The 24,003-nt window shown below is 49.5% G+C and carries 15 protein-coding genes; 10 read left to right on the forward strand and 5 right to left on the reverse strand.

The annotated features are described in order from the left end of the window. The first annotated feature begins 318 nt into the window (after positions 1 to 318). Both ACTRXF_RS12665 and ACTRXF_RS12670 read left to right on the forward strand, forming a co-directional pair. Positions 319 to 1,011 carry a hypothetical protein gene (locus ACTRXF_RS12665; protein ID WP_474263465.1) on the forward strand — a complete coding sequence of 231 codons (693 nt, stop codon included), beginning with the start codon at positions 319 to 321 and terminating at the stop codon, positions 1,009 to 1,011. A 130-nt stretch (positions 1,012 to 1,141) separates the two neighbouring features. Beyond that, positions 1,142 to 1,462, forward strand: a complete 321-nt coding sequence (locus ACTRXF_RS12670; RefSeq protein WP_474263463.1) for a hypothetical protein — start codon at positions 1,142 to 1,144, stop codon at positions 1,460 to 1,462. 59 nt (positions 1,463 to 1,521) lie between these two features. On the opposite strand, the gene ACTRXF_RS12675 is transcribed toward ACTRXF_RS12670, so the two are convergent. Further along, complete coding sequence (locus tag ACTRXF_RS12675; RefSeq protein WP_474263461.1) at positions 1,522 to 2,859, reverse strand: YjiH family protein; 1,338 nt, start codon at positions 2,857 to 2,859, stop codon at positions 1,522 to 1,524. 129 nt (positions 2,860 to 2,988) lie between these two features. Here ACTRXF_RS12675 and ACTRXF_RS12680 point away from each other — a divergent pair, with 129 nt between their 5' ends. Continuing rightward, positions 2,989 to 3,258 carry a hypothetical protein gene (locus ACTRXF_RS12680; protein WP_474263459.1) on the forward strand — a complete coding sequence of 90 codons (270 nt, stop codon included), beginning with the start codon at positions 2,989 to 2,991 and terminating at the stop codon, positions 3,256 to 3,258. Between the two features lie 22 nt (positions 3,259 to 3,280). On the opposite strand, the gene ACTRXF_RS12685 is transcribed toward ACTRXF_RS12680, so the two are convergent. Next, positions 3,281 to 4,060, reverse strand: a complete 780-nt coding sequence (locus tag ACTRXF_RS12685; protein ID WP_474263457.1) for an HAD family hydrolase — start codon at positions 4,058 to 4,060, stop codon at positions 3,281 to 3,283. Positions 4,061 to 4,523: 463 nt separating this feature from the next. On the opposite strand from ACTRXF_RS12685, the gene ACTRXF_RS12690 reads away from it, so the two are divergent. The 7 genes from ACTRXF_RS12690 to ACTRXF_RS12720 all read left to right on the forward strand — a co-directional run bounded on the left by ACTRXF_RS12690 (position 4,524) and on the right by ACTRXF_RS12720 (position 21,002). Next, a complete protein-coding gene (locus ACTRXF_RS12690; protein WP_474263455.1) occupies positions 4,524 to 7,370 on the forward strand; it encodes a 2-oxoglutarate dehydrogenase E1 component in 2,847 nt (948 codons plus the stop codon). 13 nt (positions 7,371 to 7,383) lie between these two features. Further along, positions 7,384 to 8,670, forward strand: a complete 1,287-nt coding sequence (gene odhB / locus ACTRXF_RS12695) for a 2-oxoglutarate dehydrogenase complex dihydrolipoyllysine-residue succinyltransferase (protein ID WP_474263453.1) — start codon at positions 7,384 to 7,386, stop codon at positions 8,668 to 8,670. 274 nt (positions 8,671 to 8,944) lie between these two features. After that, positions 8,945 to 9,268, forward strand: a complete 324-nt coding sequence (locus tag ACTRXF_RS12700) for a hypothetical protein (protein WP_322525069.1) — start codon at positions 8,945 to 8,947, stop codon at positions 9,266 to 9,268. A 145-nt stretch (positions 9,269 to 9,413) separates the two neighbouring features. Beyond that, on the forward strand, positions 9,414 to 12,914 hold the full coding sequence (gene addB / locus ACTRXF_RS12705) for a helicase-exonuclease AddAB subunit AddB (protein WP_474263451.1): 3,501 nt from the start codon (positions 9,414 to 9,416) through the stop codon (positions 12,912 to 12,914). Then, on the forward strand, positions 12,892 to 16,521 hold the full coding sequence (gene addA / locus ACTRXF_RS12710; RefSeq protein ID WP_474279338.1) for a helicase-exonuclease AddAB subunit AddA: 3,630 nt from the start codon (positions 12,892 to 12,894) through the stop codon (positions 16,519 to 16,521). The genes addB and addA overlap by 23 nt, the downstream gene beginning before the upstream one ends. A gap of 25 nt (positions 16,522 to 16,546) precedes the next feature. Continuing rightward, a complete protein-coding gene (locus ACTRXF_RS12715) occupies positions 16,547 to 17,704 on the forward strand; it encodes a metallophosphoesterase family protein (RefSeq protein WP_474263447.1) in 1,158 nt (385 codons plus the stop codon). A gap of 1 nt (position 17,705) precedes the next feature. Beyond that, positions 17,706 to 21,002, forward strand: coding sequence for an AAA family ATPase (locus tag ACTRXF_RS12720; protein ID WP_474263445.1), 3,297 nt, complete (start codon positions 17,706 to 17,708; stop codon positions 21,000 to 21,002). A gap of 125 nt (positions 21,003 to 21,127) precedes the next feature. Here ACTRXF_RS12720 and ACTRXF_RS12725 read toward each other — a convergent pair whose 3' ends face one another. From ACTRXF_RS12725 to pgsB, 3 genes are read right to left on the reverse strand one after another with little or no spacing between them, the layout of a single operon-like run. Then, a complete protein-coding gene (locus tag ACTRXF_RS12725) occupies positions 21,128 to 22,333 on the reverse strand; it encodes a CapA family protein (RefSeq protein ID WP_474263443.1) in 1,206 nt (401 codons plus the stop codon). Between the two features lie 12 nt (positions 22,334 to 22,345). After that, positions 22,346 to 22,795 (reverse strand): poly-gamma-glutamate biosynthesis protein PgsC, encoded by a 450-nt coding sequence (gene pgsC / locus ACTRXF_RS12730; protein ID WP_022792185.1) that lies wholly within the window; start codon positions 22,793 to 22,795, stop codon positions 22,346 to 22,348. Positions 22,796 to 22,797: 2 nt separating this feature from the next. Continuing rightward, positions 22,798 to 23,997 (reverse strand): poly-gamma-glutamate synthase PgsB, encoded by a 1,200-nt coding sequence (pgsB, locus tag ACTRXF_RS12735; protein ID WP_474263441.1) that lies wholly within the window; start codon positions 23,995 to 23,997, stop codon positions 22,798 to 22,800. Between the last annotated feature and the right edge of the window lie 6 nt (positions 23,998 to 24,003).

The following is a 24,003-nucleotide window of genomic DNA, read 5'->3' on the forward strand; positions in this document are numbered from 1 at the left end:
GGCTATTTCTTTTTATCATAGCACAAAAAAACTGCCGACAAACTCTAAAATTAGAGTCATTGTCGACAGTCTGAAACCTTTCCGGACTGGAAAGGTTTTTTTGCTGCAAAAAAAAGAAGTGAATGCCTTTGTAATGTGATATATCCTTCTGTGAGTCCAATAAAAGCACTCAGTAGCGTAAAGGTTTAAATTCATACGAAAAACTTTTAAATGCTCTATTTTATTTTAAGTTGTGATGTGATACACTGCTCTAGGAAATAAAGAGAGGGTTGGGTAAACCAGCCTATAAGAGAGAGGATAAGGAAGGGAGGCTTTCATATGCTAAAAGCAATGAAGCAAAAATGGATGGACAAGCGCGATCAGCTTGCCCGGCAAACAGAAGAACGGATTCAGGATTACAATACGGATCTGCAGGTACAGATGAGGCAGAGACGTGAAAATGATGATTGGACTGATGAACTTCTCAATAAAGATATTGAAAAATATTTGTATACGATCCATCCGTCATTTCTTTTAAACGACCGTGTGAACCGGGCGCTTTACAACCGGCTTCTTGCCCGTGCGCAGGGGAAGTATTCGCTGACACTCTCTGTCACAAGTGAAATGAAGCTTGCGCTCGACTTTTACAACACGGATCTTGCTGTATTTCTTCGTTTGATTGAGAAGAAAGGCTTTCAGCTTCAGGGAAATGAGGAACGTTTTCTGCTGACGCTTATGAACCGCCTCAGTGAAAACAATTACCGCATGTATAAAGAACGTTACAGCGAATTGGATGCTCACAACGCCTCCTTATCAGATGCGGTCAGTTCGTACCTGCAGCAGGTTCCGCGTGCTTATCAGCTGGAAACCGGGCGACTCGATTTCTTTTACAAGTTTCTGATCAGTGAGGGCCTTCTTCCGGCAGGGACAACGAAGAAAAAGCTGAAGAAAGTAATTAAAGCCTCCAATAAAAAGAGAGCGGGAGACCATCAGCTTGAGCGGATGGAGCGCCGGCTTGACCGGATTGGTTAATAGACGAACAAAACGCTGCAGAACTGCAGCGTTTTTTATTGCTTTGAAAACCCAGTGAGAACATAATTCTTTTCGATTAGGCGTTTCTGTGGCAGAATGTAGGTAAATATACAGAAGGGATGGAGAGCTGATGAGTCAAAACGAAAAGAATCTCAGCACGTTTTTTGCCGGTAAATTGCAGGAAGCCAAAACTCAATTTGAGCGCACCATCGACTGTAAACACACCGCTTTTGACGATTTATATCCGTATATGAATGAACAGCCTCAGTTTTTCTGGTATAAGCGGTATGTAGCCTGGCAGGAGCTGCTTACTACGGTAGAGCTCGCAGAGGAACTGAATATCGACTGGCAGAAAGAGTTCAAAACGAAGCAGCAGGAGTTTATTGAAAGTAAAATACTCGATGCAAAAGTACTCGATGACTGGTACGGAAAACAGCGTACTGAAGCATAAAGAAAGCCGGCGGACCCCCGCCGGCTTTTTACGATTTCTTCTATATGTCTGCTGGTTTTTTAGAAGATAAAATGAGCGATTAAAACAATAACTGGAAGTGAAATAATGGTTCTTTCGAGAAAGATGAGTACAAGGTCGATAAAGCGTACCGGAAGCTTGCTCCCGAGCAGCAGACCACCAACTTCGGACATGTAAATGAGCTGACTGACCGACAGGGCCCCGATAATGAAGCGGGTCATTTCGCTTTCAATATCCGTACCAAGAATAGCCGGCAGGAACATATCCGCAAATCCGATGAGCATTGTTTCGCTGGCTGCTACTGCCTCCGGCACCTGCATCAGCTGCAGGAGCGGCACGAACGGAGCACCGAGCCAGGCGAACAACGGCGTAAATTCTGCAATAACAACTGCGATGGTGCCAAGGCCCATGACAATCGGGATGACGCTGATCCACATATCAAGCACGTTTTTTGTACCGCTGATCAGCACGGAAGACCAATGAGTGCGTGAAGCTTTATCGAGTGCTTTTTCCCACCCGGAGGACACAGGATTTTTACCTGTATGGCCGTTCGCGATTTCCTCTGCAGGCTGTTGGTTGTAATACTCGTTTTTCTTCCGCGACAACGGAGGAATCCGGGGCATAATGAGTGCGCAGGCCACGCCGGCTGCAACGATGGTGAGGTAATACGGCAGCGTGTAGGCAAGCAAATCCAGTTCCCCAAGGATTGTAATGGTGAATGTGATACTGACTACCGAGAACGTCGTACTGATAACAGCAGCCTCGCGCTGCGTGTAGTGGCCGCTTTCATACTGCTGACTTGTCAAAAGCACGCCGATGGTGCCATCGCCTAACCACGAAGCGAGACCGTCAATCGAGGAGCGGCCCGGAAGGGTAAATAACGGGCGCATTAAAATCGTCAGGATCGAACCAAAAAATTCGAGCAGGCCGAAATTAAGCAGAAACGGGAGAAAATAACCGGCAAAAAAGAAGACGGTAATTAAGAGAAGAATCAGGGAATAGAGCAGAAGACCACCGGTAGCGTCCCCGATAAGCCAGCCCGGGCCAATTTGAAAAAGGGTTAAAAAAGCAAAAATAAAGCCTAAAATGCGGATGAGAAGCCACCCGTTGGTTACATGAAACAACGACACGGCGATACCTGAGGAAAACGGACGGAACCGGGCAATAATGGCACCGACTACGGAGATGCCGATAAAAATGACGCCCATCGCAGGCAGTATACCGCTCAGTAAGCCTTCGAGCCATCCGGCAAGAAGAGCCACCGGAACGGTTAAGCCGTCATCAGTAGAAATGGGGACCATAAATAAAAAGATCCCAATCAATGAAGGAATAATAAATTTAAGGGCGCTCGAGGCCCTGGTGGATGGAGTGGAACTCATTTTCTTCACCTCGATATTCATACAGTTTTATGTATAATTACTACAAACATTGTACTAAATTAACACGAAAACCGCCATTTGCAAAGCACATTTTTATCCGTCTCAAGGGAAAGGAGCAATGACCAAACTATGCCGCAATATATCTTTGACGTTGAATCCGTGTATTTAAAAGAGCCGGAAGATGAGCTCAGGACGCATATAGCGGAGGTGAGAACGGAAGTAATACACCGTGAAAAGGGCGATATTTTATTTGAAGCTGTTATTCCGGTGGCTTACCACGCTTACGGCGTCTACCCTGACGTGAAAGCAGTAGCCTCCCAGATTCCCCGGCCCGCGCTGCAGCGGGAGGTGCTGTTCCGTGTGAAGCGCTACGTCAAAAAACTTCGTCCGTTTTTATGAACCGGAAGGTGCGGGCGTTTGCTCAGCGGAGCAGAGGCAGCAGATCCCCGAGAGCCGTCAGCTCATGTTCTGCCCGGAATTCATGAGTCGGGACGCTCCCGTCATGGTTGATCCAGGCGCTGCTGATACCGGCTTTTTTTGCCCCTGCGATATCGGTATTCATATTGTCCCCGATCATCAGTGTATCTTCAGGAGAAGCGTCTGCGAGGCGCAGCGCATGAGTAAAGATGGCAGGATCAGGTTTTCCCACACCGAATTCGCCGCTGATAATAATATGGTCAAAGAAAGGCACGAGCGCCGGGGTCAGGGACAGCTTCAGCCGCTGAAGACTGGGGGAGCCGTTTGTGAGCATCAGCAGCTGATAGTCATCCTTTAGGGTATGAAGGACTTCAAACGTATCAGCATATACATAGGGCAGGTGACGTCGGTGCATAATAAAGCGGTCCTTAAGCCATTCCCCTGTTTCCGGCTGGTGGACGCCGTGGGCTGCAAGCGCCCGCGTCCATGTTTCTTTTTGATAGGAGGAAATAAGCCGGCTCATTTCCTGGAAGCGCCGGTGCTCAATATCGTCAAAGTGTCCCCAGAGGCCTTCGAATGCGTTAATGCCTATCGTTTTAGTGAAGTCATATACAGAAAGGTTCTTATACAGTTCGGGTGCAGTCTGCTGCACGGTTTCCATGAGCAGCGGTGCATGCACCCCAGTGCGTATCTCGGCGTCAAAGGCCGTGGCCCGCAGCGCTTCAGTGATGCTTTTTTTATCCCAGAGCAGGGTGTCGTCTAAATCAAAAATAAGTGTTTTCATGAAAATCCCCCTGTGAAAGTGAAAATGTATGTATAAATCATAGCACAGCGATTAATGTTTAAGAAAAAGAAATATGCCGTTCTGCCTGGAAAAGCAAATAATTCAGTTTAGGGACTGTCAAGTGAAAAGAATTAGTGTACAATGTAGGTGTGTGAGAACGCTTCATAGGAGATCGCGCTTTAAAGATGCCGGAAAGTGAAAATCAATCGGATTTTCGGCCTCCTGCAGCGAGGAGCATACATATTTTTCGTATACTTGGCTGGGTAAGGTTTTGAGTACCTGCTATAAGCATGTTAAAATATGTCTGATTTATGAAAAGGCATGTTCTCGAAGAATTGGTTGAGTCGAAGAAGGGAAGTGATGGTGGAAACTCCATTCCAAATGGTTCACCTTCATAGATATTAAACGACTAATATGATAGTTTAGAAAACTTATTGATCACATAAGCTGGGGGTATCACTCGATGAGTAAGCATCAATCCAGGGCTGAAGAAGCCTGGCAGGAATTTTATGGTCCCAATCTGGGTTATATGTGGGAACAATACGACGTGTACAAGGAAGATCCTGACGCTGTGGAACCGGAGATTAAAAGCTGGTTTGACCAGTACGGACCGCCATCGTCAAATGGGGAAGCATCAGCCGGATATGCTCCTGCTGTGGATGAAAAAGACCAGGCAGTCGGTGCCGGACTTAATATGGAAAAGATCGCGGATGCAGTTAAACTTGCTGAAAATATCCGTATTCACGGCCATCTTTCTGCAGACATCAACCCGCTTCAGGAACCAAACGGAGAAACGTCATTTCTTCGCATAGAAGAATACGGACTAAGTGAAGAAGATCTTCGGACCATTCCGAAGGAAATTCTATGTCCGGACGCTCCGGAATCAGTATCTGACGGACTCGAAGCAATCGAGCATTTAAAACAGATGTATACAAAAACCATCGCTTTTGAATTCGACCACGTCCATGATGTGGAAGAGCACCGCTGGCTCAATCGCAAGGTGGAGTCAGGCGAAATATACAGCGCTGTGTCAGATGATAAACGCAAAGCTTTGCTGAAAAGCCTTACGGAAGTAGAAGCCTTCGAGCAATTTCTGCAGAAAACGTTTGTCGGCCAGAAACGCTTTTCTATAGAAGGAATTGACATTCTTGCTCCTATTATGGAAGAGCTTACCCACAGCGCGATGCAGGACGGGGCAAGAAACATTATGATCGGCATGGCCCACCGTGGGCGTTTGAGCGTTCTGGCCAAAGTTATCGGGAAGCCTTATGACCTGATCTTCTCCGAATTTCAGCACTCCCCCAACAAAGATCTCGTACCTTCGGAAGGTTCCGTTGGGATCAACTACGGCTGGACGGGAGACGTAAAGTATCACCTGGGAGCAGATAAAAACATTAATCAGGAATCGTTTGAATCCCGTATTTCCCTTGCCAACAATCCAAGTCACCTGGAATACGTCAATCCGGTCGTGGAAGGCTATACACGGGCCGCGCAGGATGACGTCAGTGAGCCGGGCTTTCCGCAGCAGGACGGCTCTAAGGCCATGGCTATTTTAGTGCACGGCGATGCGGCTTTTCCAGGCGAAGGAGTCGTCACAGAAACCTTGAACATGAGCCGGCTGAAAGGGTATCAGACGGGCGGTACCGTGCACGTCATTGCCAATAACCAGCTTGGCTTTACCACCGATACGCACGATGCAAGAAGTACGACCTATTCAAGTGACCCGGCCAAAGGCTACGAAATCCCGGTTATTCACGTGAACGCAGACGAACCGGAAGCCTGTCTCGCGGCCGTGCAGCTGGCTTATGAATACAGAAATAAATTCAATAAAGACTTTGTGATCGATTTGATCGGCTACCGCCGTTACGGCCATAACGAAACAGATGAGCCGGCAGCAACCCAGCCATACTTATACGGACTGATTCGTGAGCATCCGTCTGTTCGTGAGCATTACGCGGATCATCTGGACCAAATCGGATTCTGGAAAAAATCCGAAACCGATCAGCTGAAAGAGGATACGCTGAATCATCTGCGGGATCAGTACAACAAAGTAGCAGAGGATAAAGAAGCGGAGACGGAGCTTGGACCGGTGCCGGAAGAAGTGGAAAAACGTCTTCCTAAAGTCGAAACCGGCTATGATTTAAACGAACTGAAGGAAATTAACCAGGAGCTTATTACCTGGCCCGAAAACTTCAATGTCTTTCCGAAATTAAGAAAAATTCTTGAACGCCGTGGACCGGCTATGGAAGAAGGCGGCAAAGTGGACTGGGGCCATGCCGAAGCGTTAGCCTTTGCAACAATTCTCGCAGACGGCACACCGGTGCGTTTAACCGGTCAGGACTCCCAGCGCGGCACATTCGCACAGAGACATCTGGTGCTCCATGACCATAAAAACGGAGATATTTATTCCCCAATGCATGCGTTCTCGAAAGCAAATGCCGCCTTTGCACTTTACAACAGTCCGCTTTCAGAAAACGGTATCGTCGGCTTTGAATACGGATATAATGTGCAGGCACCGGAAACATTGACACTCTGGGAAGCCCAGTTTGGTGATTTCGGTAACGCTGCACAGGTAATATTTGACCAGTTTGTTTCTGCGGGCCGCGCTAAGTGGGGACAAAAGTCCGGTATGGTCTTTCTGCTCCCGCACGGCTACGAAGGACAGGGGCCGGAACACTCAAGTGCAAGACTCGAACGTTTTCTGACGCTCTCAGCAGAAAATAACTGGAATGTCGCTTACCTCTCGAGTTCAGCGCAATACTTCCACCTGCTCCGGCGGCAGGCGGAATTTCTCGGAAAAGACGAAATGCGTCCGCTTGTGCTCATGACACCAAAAAGTCTGCTGCGTAATCAGACCGTCGCTAGCGAGCCGGAGGCTTTCGGGGAAGGTGCTTTCCAATCCGTAGTGGAAGACCCGCTGACGGGCAAAGACAAAAAGAAAGTAAAACGTCTGCTCGTAGGTACTGGAAAAATGACCATCGACCTGCATGAAGCACTGGCCGACGGTGAAGTGCCGAGCGATATCCATATCGTCCGGATTGAAGAGCTCTATCCGTTTCCGGAAGAAGAAATCCGTGACATCTTAGAAGCGTATCCAAACGTAAAATCGATCCAATGGGTTCAGGAGGAGCCGAAAAACATGGGCGCATGGTATTACATGTACCCGCTCCTGCACAATCTGGCACCAAAAGGAGCATCGGTGGATTATATCGGGCGCCGCAGAAGGTCAAGTCCGGCGGAAGGCGACCCTACAATCCATAAAAAAGAACAGAACCGCATCATTCAGGAAGCCCTAAAAGGAAACGAATAAGGAGGACGCAGTCATGGCAGAGATCAAAGTACCAGAACTAGGCGAATCCGTTACAGAGGGAACAATCGCAGAATGGTTAAAAAAACCAGGGGACAAAGTCGAACAGGGAGAAAACATCGCTGAACTTGAAACCGATAAAGTGAATGTGGAAATCCCATCGGAGAAAACTGGTGTCCTCCAGGAACTGTTAAAAGAAGAGGGCGACAACGTAGAAGTCGGCGAGGTAATTGCCGTAGTGGACGAAAACGGTGAAGCCGGAGGCGGAAGCTCAGAAGAAAAAAGCTCAGAGGAAGCAGCTCCGGAAAAGGAAAGCGAAGAAAAGCAGGAAGCTTCCAAAGAGCCGGCAGCTGAAAAATCGGAAGAAAGCACGAAAGAAGAATCGAAAGAAGAATCCCCGGCAGACCGGCCGGTTGCGTCTCCTTCTGTGCGCAAATACGCTCGCGAGCAGGGCATTGACCTGAATGAAGTGTCCGGGAGCGATCCGAAGGGGCGCGTCCGCAAAGAAGATGTGGATAATGAAGTAAAAGGAAGCAGCAAAAAAGAGGAAAAACAGCCTGAGAAGCCTGCTGCCAAAAGCGAGAAGGATGAATTCGAAGGCAAGCCGGTGGAACGGGTTAAAATGTCCCGCCGCCGTCAGACGATCGCGAGCCGGCTGAAGGAAGTCCAGCAGGAAACAGCGATGCTGACGACGTTTAACGAAGTGGACATGTCAGCAATCATGGACCTGAGAAAACGCCGGAAGGATACGTTCCAGGAGCAGCACGACGTGCGCCTCGGATTTATGTCCTTCTTTACGAAGGGTGTTATTGCAGCACTGAAAAAATACCCGCTGCTGAATGCAGAAATTCAGGCTACAGAAGTGATCAAAAAGCAGTTCTACGATATCGGCATGGCTGTTTCCACTGACGATGGCCTCGTCGTACCGGTAGTCCGGGACGCTGATCGAAAAACGTTTGCTGAAATCGAACAGGAAATTATGGACCTTTCATTAAAGGCCCGCGATAATAAATTAACCTTGAAAGATCTTCAGGGTGGTACCTTTACAATCACAAACGGCGGCGTTTTCGGTTCGCTGCTGTCGACACCGATTCTGAACGCTCCGCAGGTAGGTATACTTGGAATGCACACGATCCAGTGGCGTCCGGTGGCCATTGACCAGGATACGATGGAGAACCGGCCGATGATGTATACGGCTCTTTCCTACGATCACCGCATCGTGGACGGAAAAGAAGCAGTAAGTTTCCTTGTAACGCTGAAGCAGCTGCTTGAGGATCCAGAAAACCTTCTGCTCGAAGGATAATACAATATGATCAAAGCCCGCTTTCCGGCGGGCTTTTTTCTTTGCAGAAACGCAGAAGGGATGATTTCTGGCAGTGCCAGCCCGACGATAAGAAAACACACATTTTTTGATATTTCGCGATAATCTCTGATTTTCAGCCATTTTATCGTAAAAATAGAGATGAAATGAAAATAAATGATTTTTTCTTCGTTTAACGCTTGCGTTCCGTTTCTATCTATTGATATAATCACATATGTGATCGTTGAGAGAACACGATATACCAAGGAGGGATAGTATGAGCAATATTAAAATGGACCGAAAAACAGCTGCGCGTATTAGAAGAGATGGAGGCGTAGTTACGCTGGACCCATTTTATTTTTGGAATCAGAAAAAAGACAAAGGCCCAGTCGATACAGTAGTACAGGTAGGCACACCTGCTGAAACTGCCATGTATACGCGTTACCAGTTTGAAGACATCTCTGTGTACGTCCATGAACGCCTGCAGCTGAAAAAAGAATTGCGCCTATTCCTCCATGGATTTGGTCCGTTCGAACATCTCAACTGCGCGGGAGTGAAACGATTCAGCAAACCACAAAAAACAGCAGATGCTGTTTCCTAATAAGTTGAAGAACGTCCTGGCAGCAGGGCGTTTTTCTTATCAAAATTAATTAATTTCACATACTGTATTAAACAAAAAAATAAAAATCTGATATAATAAAACCAAACATATGATCCGGTTTTTAATCCGGCAGAGGAGAATGTTCATGAGCCTACAATTTTATCTTGGGCGTTCCGGGACGGGTAAGTCCACCGCCATGCATCGAGAAATTAATGAAATGATTACCCGTGATCCCAATGGACCGCCAGTAATTGTTATTACCCCTGACCAAATGACTTTTCAGGTAGAACAGCAGCTTGTCCGCCTGTCGGAAAAAGGGATGACAAGAGCCCAGGTCTACAGCTTTCCGCGACTTGCGTGGAAGGTTTTTCAGGAAACAGGTGGAGCGGCCAAAACCGCGCTTCAGAAAACAGGCAAACAGATGCTGATTCGTAAAGTGATCAGTGAACAGCGCAAGCATTTTCGGCTGTATGAAACGTCGAGCTATACGGACGGCTTCATTGACCAGGTGGATGAAGTAATTACAGAATGGAAAACCCACAATGTGTCCAAAGCAGCTATGCACGATATGGTGGAGGGGCTGGAAAAAAGCGGGGCAACCGGGGCTGATCGTATTCTGACAGCGAAGCTTCAGGATCTTCTGCTGATTTGGGAAGAGATGGATAAGGTCATCGGGGACCGCTACATTGGAAGCGAGGAGCAGCTGTTCTGGCTGACTGAAAAAGTGAATTCCTCTGCTTACATTGCAGAAGCAGTCATTTATATTGACGGCTTCCACCGCTTCACCCCGCAGGAGCTGTCGGTAGTTGAGCAGCTGCTTCAGTACTCGCAGGATGTGCGGATCGCATTGACGCTCGATGATTTGACGAACAAGGAAGACGCACATCCGGCTCCGGATATGTTCAGACAGACAGCAAAAACATATTACCAGCTGAGCGCGCTGGCAGAAGACCATGCTGTATCGGTGAATAGGCCGTACTGGTTTAATGGCGGCACGACAAATAAACACGAAGCACTTCAGCATTTAGAGAGGTTCATGGAAAACCGTTCCTATAAAACTAGTTCGGGCGGAGATGCTATTACGGTTAAAAATGCGGTCAACCGCCGGACCGAAGTCGAGGAATGCGCGCGGGATATTGCAGCGCTTGTACGGGATCATGATTACAGGTATGAAGACATTGCCGTCGTAGCCAGAAATCCGGGGGACTATAATCATATAATTGAGACCGTATTTCAGGATTACCGGGTCCCGGTGTTTGTGGATGAAACGCGTCCGGTGCTGAATCACCCGGTAGTGGAATTTATCCGCTCGGCGCTTGAGACCATTGCAGAACGGTGGAGATACGAGTCGGTGTTCCGGACGTTCAAAACAGATATGCTGTTTGATGTGCATGAGTCCTGGCCAGAAGCGAGAAAACAGGTGGATTTCCTGGAAAATTATGTACTCGCGCGAAACGTCAGAGAAAAAGACTGGAAAAGCGAAGAACAGTGGGTCTACCGGTATCATGCCACAAATGTAGAGGACGACTGGGAGCATAAAGATAACCACGAGATCGAAAGAGATATTCATCAAACAAGAATGCGGTTAAGCGCCCCGTTGTTCTCCCTGCAGGCACGACTAAAAAAAGCCCGTACTGTGCGGGAAAAAGCGGGGGCCTTGTTTACATTTTTAGAGGAGCTCCGGATACCGGAAAAGCTCGAAATGATGCGCGATGACTGTCTCAGGCATAACCGCCTGGAAATGGCAAGAGAGCATGAGCAGATCTGGGACATGACCGTAGACCTGCTTGAACAGATGGTAGAGGTGGCCGGCGATGATAAAGCAGGTATGCAGACCTTTCAGCAGATGATGGAAGCAGGCTTTACGAAAGCTACTTTTTCGATTGTACCTCCTTCTCTGGACCAGGTAACCGCGGCTGATATGGAACGTTCGCGGCTGCTCGGTATTAAAGTGGTCTACCTGCTCGGCGTAAACGAAGGCATACTTCCGGCTGCCCTTGAAGAAAGCAGCATGCTGCAGGAGTCCGACAGGGCCTGGCTGGAGCAGCAAGGCGTTGAACTTGAAGAAAGCGGGGAGGCAAAGCTCCTGAATGAAAACTTTCTCATTTACCGCACGATGAGTCTGCCCTCCGACAGACTGATTGTCAGCTATCCGATGGCTGATGAGGAAGGAAAGCGGCTCCAGCCTTCAATCGTCATCCAGCAGCTGCTCGACATGTTTCCGGATCAGGCGCCGGTGCTGATTCAAAACGAACCAGGGGGTTACAGTAAAGAGGGACAGCTGCATTTTGTGAATGCCTCCATGAAAACGATGAGCTTTTTGATTGGGGAACTCGAACGCTGTAAACAGGGAGAAGATGTGGCTGATCTTTGGTGGAGTGTGTACAATGTTTTTGTCAAAAACAACCGTTTGGAAAAACTGACGAAAAGCCTGTTTTACCGTAATGAGGCAGTAGCGCTTTCCAGGGAAACGACCCGGGAACTCTACGGCCGGAAAATGAAAACGAGCGTATCGCGGATGGAGCAGTATGAAGCCTGTGCTTTCCGGCAGTTTGCTTCGTACGGGCTAAAGCTGAAGGAGAGGCAGCTGTACAAGCTCGAAGCACCGGATATTGGCCAGCTGTTTCACGCAGCTTTAAAGGACGTAACAAAAGCCGTCTACCGGGACGGGCGGACGTGGGAGGAGCTTTCCGAGCAGAACGCCCGTGATTATGCTGAAGAAGCGGTGCATGAACTGGCTCCGGCTATTCAGCGCCAGATTCTTTTAAGCAATTCCAGACACCAGTATTTACTGAAAAAGCTCGAAGAAACCGTGCAGCGGGCCTCAATGATTCTGAGCCAGCAGGCGAAATCCAGCCGGTTTTCGCCTATCGGACTTGAAGTAGGCTTTGGGCCAAGCGAAGAAATTCCGCCGCTCCTATTTGAGTTGGCTGACGGAACCCAGATGGAAGTAGCGGGAAGAATTGACCGCGTCGACCAGGCGGTGTCAGACAGCGGGGTGCTGCTGCGGGTGATTGATTACAAGTCCAGTGCCAAGGACCTGCGTCCGGAAGAGGTGTTTTTCGGACTGGCGCTGCAGATGCTCGTCTATTTGGATGTAGTGCTCTCCTTCTCCGAAGAATGGCTCGGAACGAAAGCAGATCCGGCCGGCGTACTGTATTTCAACGTACACAATCCTATTATTCAGGCGGGAAGATCATGGTCTCCCGAGGACATTGAACAGGAGATGATGAAGCAGTTCCGCATGAAAGGCATTCTGCCGGATGACCCCGGCATCGCCAAAATGATGGATGAACGGCTTGAGGCGGGCGCCGATTCGTTTATCGTCCCTGCGCGCCTGAATAAAGGCGGAGGGTTTAATAAACAATCACCGGTCGTTTCAAAAGAACAGTTTGAGCGTCTTCGCGGCCATATTCGTGACAAAATCCGCCATATCGGCGAACAGCTGAGAGCAGGCGATACGAGTATCCAGCCTTTTCAGATGAAACAAAAGAAAGCATGTGACTACTGTGAATTTCATTCTGTATGCCAATTTGACCGCGGATTTCCGGGCAACGAATTCCGGAGCTTTCGGAGCGGCGGCATGAAATGGGAAACGCTGTTCCAGGAGAAGGAGGAAAACGATGAGTCTGAGGACCATTCCTGAAAAACCAACAGACGCCCGCTGGACGGAGAGCCAGTGGGAGGCAATACACGCGGAAGGATCTAATATTTTAGTTTCTGCCGCCGCAGGGAGCGGGAAAACCGCTGTGCTTGTAGAGCGGGTTATCCGGAAAATCACCCAGGCAGAAGCCCCGGTGGACGTAGACCGGCTTTTAATCGTAACGTTTACAAACGCAGCCGCTGCTGAAATGAAAACAAGGGTAGGCAAGGCGCTCGAGGAAAAGTTAAAAGCAGACCCTGCCAATCTGCATATCCGCAGACAGCTGGCATTGTTAAACCGGGCGTCCATCTCCACGCTTCACTCGTTCTGTATGAACGTCATCCGAACGTATTATTACCTTGTGGATGTGGATCCGCAGTTTCGTATCATGGACCAGAATGAGGGGGCCATGATTCAGGAGGAGCTGCTTGAGGAGCTGCTCGAGGAAAACTATGCGGCCGAAAATAATGACGATTTTGTTCTGCTTGCCGATCGGCTGAATAAAGACCGGAGCGATGATTCGCTTCGTGAAGCAGTGCTGCGTCTGTTTCAGTATTCCCGGGCACACGCGGATCCGGCGTCATGGCTGCAGGAGGTGGCTGAACAGTACCGTACGGATGGAAGCAGGTCGATCGAAGAGCTCCCGTGGGGACGTGAAATGATGCAGCAGGCAGAGACTGCTCTTGCCGGTGCTGTGCTCAAATACGAAAATGCGATTGCAGCTGCCGGACAGCCGGACGGCCCAAAAGTAAACCTTGGGCTTCTTCAGGAGGAGCTTGATACGTGCCGGAGGGCTCTCGAAGCCGCTACGTGGAAAGACATGCAGCAGACGCTTGCCGGGTTCACCTTTAAAAAACTGGCCAGCAAAAAGGAGGAAGACGCGACGCCGGAGCGGCGGGAACAGATAAGAAACAACCGGGACGGAGCCAAAAAGGTTATTCAGAAGCTTCAGGAGGACATGGTGGCGGAAAACCCGGAGGATGCGTTAAGCGATATTGTGGATCTTTACCCATCAGTCCGGGAGCTCTGTCAGCTCGTGCAGACGTTCAGCGAGCGGTACTACCAGGTGAAGCAAAAGCGCGCCATGATGGACTTTTCCGACTTGGAGCACACTTGCCTGCAGATTCTGGCTTTTGAAGAAGCGTCGGAACATTACCGCGAATTTTTCCAGGAAGTGCTCGTGGACGAGTATCAGGATACCAACTTTGTGCAGGAAAAAATCGTCACCCAGCTTTCCTCCGGTGATAACCTGTTCATGGTCGGAGACGTCAAACAGAGCATTTACCGTTTTCGTCTGGCAGAGCCGGATCTGTTTCTGGAAAAATTCAAGCGGTACGGGGAAAGCGATGACGGGGAACGAATTATGCTCGATAAAAATTTCCGCAGCCGCAGGCAGGTGCTTGATGCCGTTAACTACTTATTCCGCCAGCTGATGGATAATGACCTTGGCGGCATTGCCTATGACAGCGAGGCAGAGCTGAAGTGGGGCAACGATCAATACCCGGACCTCGGGGACATAGTGACCGAGGTGGCCGTAATTGATCAGGAGGATGTCGTCGAGAATGATCCTCAGGCAGCGGAGCTGACCAACGCCCGGGCGGAGGCCCGGTGGATCGCGCAGGCAGTCAGCCATTCGATGCAGAACGGCTGGGTGACCGATCAAAAGACGGGTGAAAAGCGCCGGCCGGCGTACCGGGATCACGTGATTTTAATGCGCTCGATGCCATGGGTGAATGAAATGATGGAAGAAATGCAGGCGTACGGCATACCGGTATACGCAGAAGTGTCCGGCGGGTATTTTCAGGCAGTTGAAATTCAGATTATGATTTCCCTGCTGCAGATCATTGATAATCCGCTGCAGGATATTCCGCTCGCCTCTGTGCTCCGCTCGCCGATTGTCGGCTGGGATGAAGAGATGCTCGCAGAAGTGCGGCTGGAGGACAAAAATGCCTCCTTTTATCAGTGCGTGGAACTGGCCGCTGGCGGCACCTCCAGTATGCAGCCCCAGGCCCAGGCGTTTCTGGAACAGTTGGAGGGCTGGCGCAGCCGGTCCAAATATGAGCCGCTGTCAGAGTTTATATGGGCACTGCTCGAAGAAACCGGCTACCTGGACTTCTGTTCCGGCCTGCACGGAGGTAAACAGCGGCGGGCGAACCTGCTTGCGCTGTATGACCGTGCCCGTGTGTATGAATCGACGTCGTTTCGCGGCGTATTCCGCTTCCTTCGTTTTATTGAAGGCATGAAAAACCGAAAGGAGGATTTGGGCACTGCGCGGGCGCTTGGGGAGCAGGAAGATGTTGTGCGGTTTATGAGCATTCATAAAAGCAAGGGACTGGAATTTCCGATTGTTTATGCTGCCGGACTGCAGAAGGGCTTTAATGTACAGGATCAGCGGCAGCCTCTTCTGTTTCACAAAGAGCTTGGCATCGGCATGAAATATGTCGATCCAAAGCAGCGTGTCAGCTGGCCGACACTGCCGCATGCGGCGATAAAACACCGCATGAAAACGGAAAGCCTTGCTGAAGAACTGCGTGTGCTGTACGTCGCGTTTACAAGGGCAGAGGAACAGCTGATTCTCGTAAGCTCGATGCAGAGGGTAGAAAAGAAATTTGAAGAATGGGAGCAGAAAAGTGCCCAGGCCGGAAACACTCTTGAACTGCATGACCGCCTGGAAGCACAGCACGCATTTGACTGGCTGATGCCTGTTTTGTTGCAGCACGCGCAAGTCGACCCGTTAGAGCAGCAGACCTCAAAGAACCTGTCCGATCATTCCTCCTGGAAGGTTCATATTATACCGGCCTCAAACCTGCAGATCGGGTCAGTGCAGGAGGAGACGTCAGCGGAGGACTGGATGCAGGCGGTAAAAAATAAAGAAGAGGTGCCGGCGGGAGAGGAATGGGACGAAGAAGTCAGGCGCCGCATGTACTTTCGATACCCTTATGAGGAAGATACCCGGCATGCGGCCAAAATTTCGGTGAGCGAATGGAAACGGCGCTCGGAAGACCCCCAGGCGGAGCAGCGGCATGCCGTTACCTTTACCTCCTCCTATGCAAGAAGGCCGTCATTTATGATGGAAGAAGCCGTAAGTCCGGCAGAAAAAGGAACCGTTCTTCATATCGTCATGGAGCAGCTTTCCTTTACAGGCGTCCCGGACGAAGAACGGGTGCAGCGGCTGCTTCGCAGGCTGACGGACGAGGAATACATTACTGCCGCCCAGGCGGAAAGCGTTGACACCACTGCAGTCACTGCTTTTTTCGAAACTGAATTGGGCCGGCGCGTCCTGGCTGCCGAAGCAGTTCAGAAGGAAGTTCCTATTACAGCTGGAGTAACCGGGAGCGGCCTTGAGAACCGGCAGCTGCTTCAGGGAATTGCAGATCTCGTAATAAAGGAAACAGACGGCCGCTGGGTGCTGATTGATTATAAAACGGACCGGGTGCAGTCCCGGTTCCCGGGAAATCCCAAGCAGCAGCAGGAATTTTTGCGGGAACGCTACCAGACCCAGCTGGACTTATACCGCTCATCCCTTGAAAGCATATGGGGAGCGGCCATACCCGAAGTATACATTTTTGCCTTCGACGGTATGCAGACCATTTCAATGAACGGCCGATAAGAGAACGAAAAGGAGGCAGTAGTTTATGCGCTTACTGCACACCGCCGACTGGCATTTAGGACGGACGCTTGAAGGGCGTTCGCGGCTCGAAGAACAGCAGGCAGTACTTGATGAAATCATTCAGATTATCGAAGAAGAAAATATTGATGCGGTCCTGATGGCAGGGGATGTGTTTGACTCCGTCAATCCGCCTGCGGCTGCAGAGGAAATGTTTTACGAGGCAATGGCCAGGATGAGTGGTAATGGACGGGTTCCGGTCATTGTTATTGCCGGTAATCATGATCATCCGGAACGGCTGGCGGCCTCGCGGACGCTTCTGCAAAAGCATGGCATTCATTTACGCGGATATCCGGGCATCGACCCGGTGATTGTCCCGTTTTCAGAGGAGCGGCTGTATGTGCAGACGCTTCCATATCCTTCGGAATCGCGGCTGAAGCAGGCATTTATGCAGGAGGCAACAGAAGTAGATCTCCGCGAGGCCTACAATCAAAAAGTGCAGGAGATTTTTCAGCGGCTTGCATCTTCCCGGCAGGCGGGGGATACGCTTGTGGGGATGAGTCACCTGTTTATCGCCGGAAGCGATGCCAGTGATTCTGAACGACCGATTGAAGTTGGCGGGGCGTATACTGTGACTGCCGACAGCCTCCCCGAGCACGCAGTTTATACGGCTCTCGGCCATATGCACCGGCCCCAGGATGTACGCGGAGCAGGCGGGCCGGCGAGGTACTCCGGTTCCCCGCTTGCCTACAGCTTTTCTGAAGCAGGACAGCAGAAGTCGGTGACGATTATTGACACAAACGACCACGAGAAGGAAGCCCGTATTTCTACTATTCCTTTAACGGCGGGTAAGCCGCTCAGCATATGGAAAGCAAGAAACGGACTCGCAGAGCTTCAGCAGTGGGTGGAGGAAAAGCGGGACTGGAATGCATGGGTAGAGGTGGACGTGTACGTGGAAAACCAGCTGTCCATTGAAGATATTCATGCCCTGCGGACAAAGCATACGGGCCTTCTGACGATTCGTCCGGTGTATTCGCGGCAGGAGCTTGAACCTGTGGAAAGTAAAAAACATATCCCCATCGATCAGCTGTTTGAACGCTTTTATGAAAAGCAGTCCGGCGGAGCAGTGCCTGACCCGTCGGTGACCAATCTCTTTTTAGAACTTATTCAGCAAGAGGACGGATAAAATGAAGCCATTACAACTGCAGATACAAGGACTGCACAGCTTCCGCCAAAGACAGACGGTAGATTTTAAAACGCTTTGTGAAAACGGGGTATTCGGTATTTTCGGTCCGACCGGCAGCGGAAAATCATCGCTGCTCGATGCCATGACTTTAGCCTTATACGGAAATGTAGAGCGGGCTTCCAAAACCGAAGGAATCATGAATCAGTCAGAAAACGAGCTTCGCGTCTCCTTTACGTTTTCGCTCGGCCCGTCGGTGTATCATATCGAGCGGCACTATAAACGCACCGGGGAAGCGACCATGGCAGGAAAGCTGTGCCGATTGACCGATCAGACCGGGGAGCCGGTAGTGCTTGCAGAAAAAACAAAAGCAGTCAATCAGAAAATCGAAGAACTTCTTGGCCTCACCCTCGATGATTTTACCCGTGCGGTCGTACTTCCTCAGGGGAAATTTGCCGAATTTCTCCATCTCGGAGGCAGCGACCGAAGCAAAATGCTCGAGCGGCTTTTTCATCTCGAGCGGTACGGCAATCAGCTGATCGCCTCCGTAAAATCCCGGAAAGCATCTGCCGAGCAGGACGTACATAACATCGAAGCAGAACAGCAGGGACTCGGCCCGGCTTCCAAGGAGGATCTAAAAAAAGCCCGGGAAGAGCATGCCCGTTGGATTCAGCTTGTTCAAAAGCAGCAGAAGCATGTGGAGGAGCGAAGGAAACAGTACGAAGAAGCGAGGCAGAAGTTTCACTGGACCGAAGAGCTTAAGCTTTTGGAAGCTACCATGCGGGAATGGGAAGAAACGAGACATACAATTGAACAAAAACGGCATACATTAAAAGAAAACGAAATGTATGAAGCGCTGTATCCTTACGCGGACAGCTTTCAAAAATCAAGGCAGGAGCACGGGGAGCAGGAACGCGACTTAGAAGAAAAACAAAAGGCGTACGAAGAGGCAAAACGCAAAAAACAGCAAGCCGGAAAAAAAGCAGAGCAGAACGAAAAACGATGGGAAGAGGAAGAGGGTCTGCTTCAGCATTGGCATCGCCGGTTCGAGCAGATCGAAACGCTTGAAGCTGAATATCAACGGCACAATGAGCTGGAGAAACAAAAGCTTCAGGAGGTCGAAACACAGCGCAGATTATACGAGGAAGCTTCCGCTCAGGTGACCGACCTGCGAAATAAAGAGAAGGAAGCGCGTGAGCTGCTCGAAAAGCTCAAGCAGGAATATGCCGATGCCCGGCAGAAAGAAGAGCACCTGCCGGATATGGGGGAGGCTTCGTCGGAAAAGCAATGGCTGGATGCCCTTCATCAGCAGCTGAATGAACAGCGTGCCGGGGAAGCTGCGGCTAAGGAAAAATTGGCGGAAACATTTAAAGAAACCAATGAGGCAGAAAAAGAAAAACAGGCGCTTCAAAAACGCACGAAGGAGACGGCGCATAATATCTACTACTGGTATAGCCGGGCGGCAGTGCATATCCGGCTTATTGAGCAGGAGTTAAAGCGTTTTGAAAAAAAGCAGCAGGCTGAACAGAAGCGGCAGCTGCATGCGTTAGCAGAAGAACTAAAAGACGGAGAAGCGTGCCCGGTATGCGGAGCTGTAGAGCACCCGGCCCCGGCTGCCAGCCCGGAAGAAGAAGCAGAGGAGCATACAGAAGAAGAAATCGAGGCATTGCGTCAGTGGAAAACGACCTGGGAGCATACGAAAGTTGGCCTCCAGCATGTGGCTTCATCGCTTTCGTACAGAGAAGAGCAGAAAGAGGAGGATCACCCGGAGGAGACAGAGGAAAGCATCGCGTTTGCCCGGTGGGAAGCAGAGATGAAGACGATCGACCGGCTAAAGGAGCAGACGCAGGCAGTGAACCGTTCCTGGGAAGAGTGGAACCGGTGGAAAGACCGTCTTTCTGTGAAAGTCTCTGAGCAGGAAGCGGAGGTTAAAGAACAGGGAAATAAGCTTGAACAGCTCCAAAACCAGTGGCAGGAGAAAAAAAACCAGTGGGAACAGACATTCACTCCTCTTCGCCTGGACCAATTTGATGAGGAATACAGACGGGCGAAAGAGCGCAGGGAGACCATTAAAGGTATCCAGGAGCGCATTGATAACGGCCAGAAATATCTGGAGGAAAAAAGGGACGAACGAGCTGTCCGGGAACGCCAATTTTATGAGGTTAAAAGCCGGGAGGCCGTTGCCTCGTCAGAATGGAAGCAGACTATAGAGGCCAGGCAGGAAGCGGAACAGAAGCTGAATGAACAGCTTGGGGGAAGGACCAAGCAGGAATGGAAAGACGCGGTGGCCAAGCGGGAGGATGCGCTTAAATCAGAAAAAGAAAAGCTGCAGGAGCTGCAGAGAGAAGCTGAAAGAGCATACGAGCGCACAAAAGCCTCAAGCAAAGAAAGCGCTGAATCGCTGCAAAAATCTGAAGTTAAACGAAAAGCAGCCGAAGACGAATGGCTTCGCCAAAAACAGCAGAAAGGCTCAACTGTTTCTCCAGAAGAGGTACTTGCCTATTCGTTATCGGAAGATCAAAAAAGAGAGCTGCAGCGTCAGGTAGAAGAGTTTGACACGAAACAAAAAGAATTGCGGTACGAACAGAACCGGCTGCAGGCAAAGCTTCAAAACGAACAGGTGAACGAAGAGGCATTTAATAAAATAGAGCAGCAGTACAACGAAGCTTCGGATAAGTGGGATAATTACAAAGAAACACTCGGCGGCATCAAAGAAAAGCTTGAAGATATTGAACGAAAAGTAGAACGTTATCAGGAACTTGAACAAAACCGGATCGAGAGACAGGCAGAAAAAGAGCGGCTGGCAGATCTCGATCAAATTATGAAGGGAAGAAAATTTGTCGAGTTTCTGGCTGAAGAACAGCTGATGCAGGTGACAAGAGAAGCCTCCCAGCGGCTGCATGCCTTAACGAGAGGTCGCTATGCAATTGAAGTAAACGAGCAGAATGCTTTCGTTATTCGTGATGATGCAAACGGAGGAGTGTACCGTCCGGTTTCCACGCTCTCCGGGGGAGAAACTTTTTTAACCTCCCTTGCTCTTGCCCTTTCGCTCTCAACATCCATTCAGCTGAAAGGGCAGTATCCGCTGGAGTTCTTCTTTTTGGATGAAGGATTTGGCACGCTTGATCAGGATCTGCTCGATACGGTAATGGAGGCTCTGGAAAACCTTCACGGGGAATATTTATCGGTTGGGGTTATCAGCCACGTGCCGGACATGCAGCAGCGTGTGCCAAAACGGCTGATGGTGACTCCGGCAAGCCCTGGAGGTAATGGATCGACTATCATGATGGAAACGATGTAGTCCCTGAGAAATCAGGGGCTTTTTTATAGAAGAAACAAAAATTTCATTTACTGTAATTTAATGATTTTAAAATTCACAATAAAAAATACCTGCCAGTATAGACCGGCAGGTGCGAAAACGTCATTTTATTGATTTTGAGTACTGTTCTGGTTGTTATCTTGATTACCATTTTGCTCCATGCTGTCAATTACATTGGAGTGATCAGCTTCAAACACGAGGTGTTCTCCGTTTTCCACAATGGCATCTTTGTTTTGTGTATCCTTCGTCAGCTGACGGAAAATCCGCTCACGATGGAACGCGCTTTCAACCGGACGAGGTGATGCTTCAAATACCCGGAATGGCTGCATCTCCAGATGAGCTGTACCATCGGAGGCGAGAGAGTAGTTCGCGATAACGCTGTCTCTCGTTCTTGTCCAGCCCTGGTCAAATACGAAGTTACCAATGGAGTGCATGATGAATGTATCGTTGTATACTTCCGCAGACTGAAGCACGTGCGGGTGAGTTCCTACAATAACGTCAGCACCTGCATCAGCGATGGCTTCTGTCATTTGACGCTGACGCGTCGTCGGCGTACTGTCGTACTCCTGACCGAAGTGGACGTTCACAATAACCAGGTCCGCCTCTTGATCAGCCTGCTGCACAGCATCAATATAAGCACTCGGATCCTGACTGGTGGAAATTCCCGGGGAATTTGGGCCAGCCTGTTCCATGTTCGCATACGTGATATCGTTTACGCCCAGAGTTGCCACATCCATGCCGTTGTGCGTGCTCAACGTATAGCCGTGGGCCTCATCCTCATTGGTACCGGCACCAACGATATCGATGCTGGAATTTTCAAATGCCTGCAGGGTTTCATTCAAGCCTTCATACTGGTAATCCATCATATGATTGTTCGCCAGATTAACGGCGTCAAAGCCGGCATCTTCCATTCCCTCAATTACTCCTGATTTCGAAGAAAGGTTAATAATCTTATCGGCTTCTTCGGTTTCATCCGGATTATCTACAATTGGGTTTTCAAAATTACCAAGTGTATAATCAGCAGCTTCGAGCGTTGGTTTTGCATATTGGAAGAGTGACTCGTATCCTTCCTGCTCGGCGACTTCCTCTACGTGGCGGCCGGTCATCATGTCGCCGACCATAGCAGAAGTAAAGATGGTATCCTGCTCCTGCTCATACTCGCTTTCAGCAGCAGAGGGTTCTACAACACGGATCAGGGTCATTGCCACCAAACAAATGATAATGCCGAGTAAAGCATGTTTACCAGCTTTCCGCCGCTGGCGTTTGGTATAGGCTAAATATTTTTCTTTGAAGTTTAATAATCGCTTGGCCATATGTAAGAACCCCTAAATTAAATAGTATAGCGTGATGATTACAAATGTCGCAGCGGTCAGAACCAGTGTACTTGCTACGGTAGGGACGACGCCCTGGCGCTGCATCGCGTTTGCAATCAATCCCGGTACGATAACCCCGAGACCACGAAACTCGTATATTTCAAAAGGCAGGATAGGGTAAAAGTAGTCAAAGATCAGCTTTAATACAATCCCTGTAGACAACATGGCCGCAAATTTCCGGCGTCCGTAAAGAATCATAATACGGGACAATCCGTGGGCAACAATCAAATACGTTAGAAAACTGATAAGAAAAATCGTTAACAGAAAAACAGGCTGATCAAAAACAATTGCCAAATAGCCGGGCGCAATCAGCCCGGCCGGCATAATTCCTGTCTTTTCTGCGTATATCAAACTAATAATAACTCCTACGACTAATGCGATATAAAGATCTGTACCAAACAATGTTACATGGCCTCCTCGCCGACTTTACTAATGAGTGTTTCCGGTGAATCATAAAGTTTTTCCATAAATTCTTCAGCAGCACCGTGAATGTTTCCAATTCCGAAAATAAGTGAATGGGAAGCTTCCCGTTTTACCCGGGCTAAAATGGCATCTGCATCTTCGCCTTCCAAATTGATAACGGAATTAAATGGCAGTTCGCCCTGGTCAAAAGCCTGGGTGATTGGGCGCACGCTTCCGCCGATAAGAATTAGTTTCTCTGCCGGTAAATAAGGCAGAACATACTTTGTGAATTCTTCGGTCCGGTCTACCCGGTCTTCACGACAGTTCATAATGATAATTGGGTTGTCGGTCATGTAGCTTGACGAACGCACACGTGACCAGATCTCAAGTGTGGAGCGGGCATCGTTTGCCGCAAAGCCGTTCACGAAGTGGGAACGTTCCCGGCTGCCGTCTTCAAGAGTAACGATTCGAAGAGCACCAGGATCCGGATTGGCATTAAGCATACCGGAAAGAGCCGTGCGCTTATCGATATCAACCGCGCGAGCTACAGCGAGGGCTGCAGCAATGTTTTCGGGGAAAAGCATATAATCGAATTTGTCGATAAAGCCGTCCGGAATTTCCTCCGGATTGGCAAGATACACTTCTGTATTTCTTTTTTCGGCTATTTCACTGAAGTAGTGGAAGTAAGGGCCGTTGGACAAAATAAGTTTGCCATTGTATGGAATCGTGGAGCTGAATGCTTCTGCTACGTATTTCAGCGTTGGGCCAAGAGTTTCCATATGGTCTTCGAATACGTTTAAAATAACGCTGACGTTCGCCTGGAGAAATTTCTCCTGCAGTACGCGCTGATAATCCGGATTGATCGCCATGCATTCACTGACAAATGCATTGGATTCAAGACTTGAAGCATGCTTCAAAATCTCTTTCTGTTCCCGGATATTCGGCCCCTCGAGTGAACGCTCGATGGGCTTTTCCGTTCGGTCCCAGTAAATTGTCCGTGCCTGTGTTCCTGTCGTTTTTCCAACTACTTTGTAATCAGCCTCGCTCAGCATCCCCGTAATCAGGCGGGTTACTGTTGATTTGCCGCGAATGCCGTTCACATTAACGCGGAGCGGAATCTGCTCGACCCTTTTCTGGTGCCGGCGCAGTTCAAAAATGCCTACTGCCGCGATCGCTATACATGAACCGTATAATAATAACATCCGACG

It is taken from the genome of Marinococcus sp. LNHM3E3-2.2 (assembly GCF_056034385.1).

Bases quoted from the DNA above. Each gene is read 5' to 3' on its own strand.
- ACTRXF_RS12665 (WP_474263465.1), top strand. From the start codon at position 319: ATGCTAAAAGCAATGAAGCAAAAATGGATGGACAAGCGCGATCAGCTT.
- ACTRXF_RS12670 (WP_474263463.1), top strand. From the start codon at position 1,142: ATGAGTCAAAACGAAAAGAATCTCAGCACGTTTTTTGCCGGTAAATTG.
- ACTRXF_RS12675 (WP_474263461.1), bottom strand. From the start codon at position 2,859: ATGAGTTCCACTCCATCCACCAGGGCCTCGAGCGCCCTTAAATTTATT.
- ACTRXF_RS12680 (WP_474263459.1), top strand. From the start codon at position 2,989: ATGCCGCAATATATCTTTGACGTTGAATCCGTGTATTTAAAAGAGCCG.
- ACTRXF_RS12685 (WP_474263457.1), bottom strand. From the start codon at position 4,060: ATGAAAACACTTATTTTTGATTTAGACGACACCCTGCTCTGGGATAAA.
- ACTRXF_RS12690 (WP_474263455.1), top strand. From the start codon at position 4,524: ATGAGTAAGCATCAATCCAGGGCTGAAGAAGCCTGGCAGGAATTTTAT.
- odhB (WP_474263453.1), top strand. From the start codon at position 7,384: ATGGCAGAGATCAAAGTACCAGAACTAGGCGAATCCGTTACAGAGGGA.
- ACTRXF_RS12700 (WP_322525069.1), top strand. From the start codon at position 8,945: ATGAGCAATATTAAAATGGACCGAAAAACAGCTGCGCGTATTAGAAGA.
- addB (WP_474263451.1), top strand. From the start codon at position 9,414: ATGAGCCTACAATTTTATCTTGGGCGTTCCGGGACGGGTAAGTCCACC.
- addA (WP_474279338.1), top strand. From the start codon at position 12,892: ATGAGTCTGAGGACCATTCCTGAAAAACCAACAGACGCCCGCTGGACG.
- ACTRXF_RS12715 (WP_474263447.1), top strand. From the start codon at position 16,547: ATGCGCTTACTGCACACCGCCGACTGGCATTTAGGACGGACGCTTGAA.
- ACTRXF_RS12720 (WP_474263445.1), top strand. From the start codon at position 17,706: ATGAAGCCATTACAACTGCAGATACAAGGACTGCACAGCTTCCGCCAA.
- ACTRXF_RS12725 (WP_474263443.1), bottom strand. From the start codon at position 22,333: ATGGCCAAGCGATTATTAAACTTCAAAGAAAAATATTTAGCCTATACC.
- pgsB (WP_474263441.1), bottom strand. From the start codon at position 23,997: ATGTTATTATTATACGGTTCATGTATAGCGATCGCGGCAGTAGGCATT.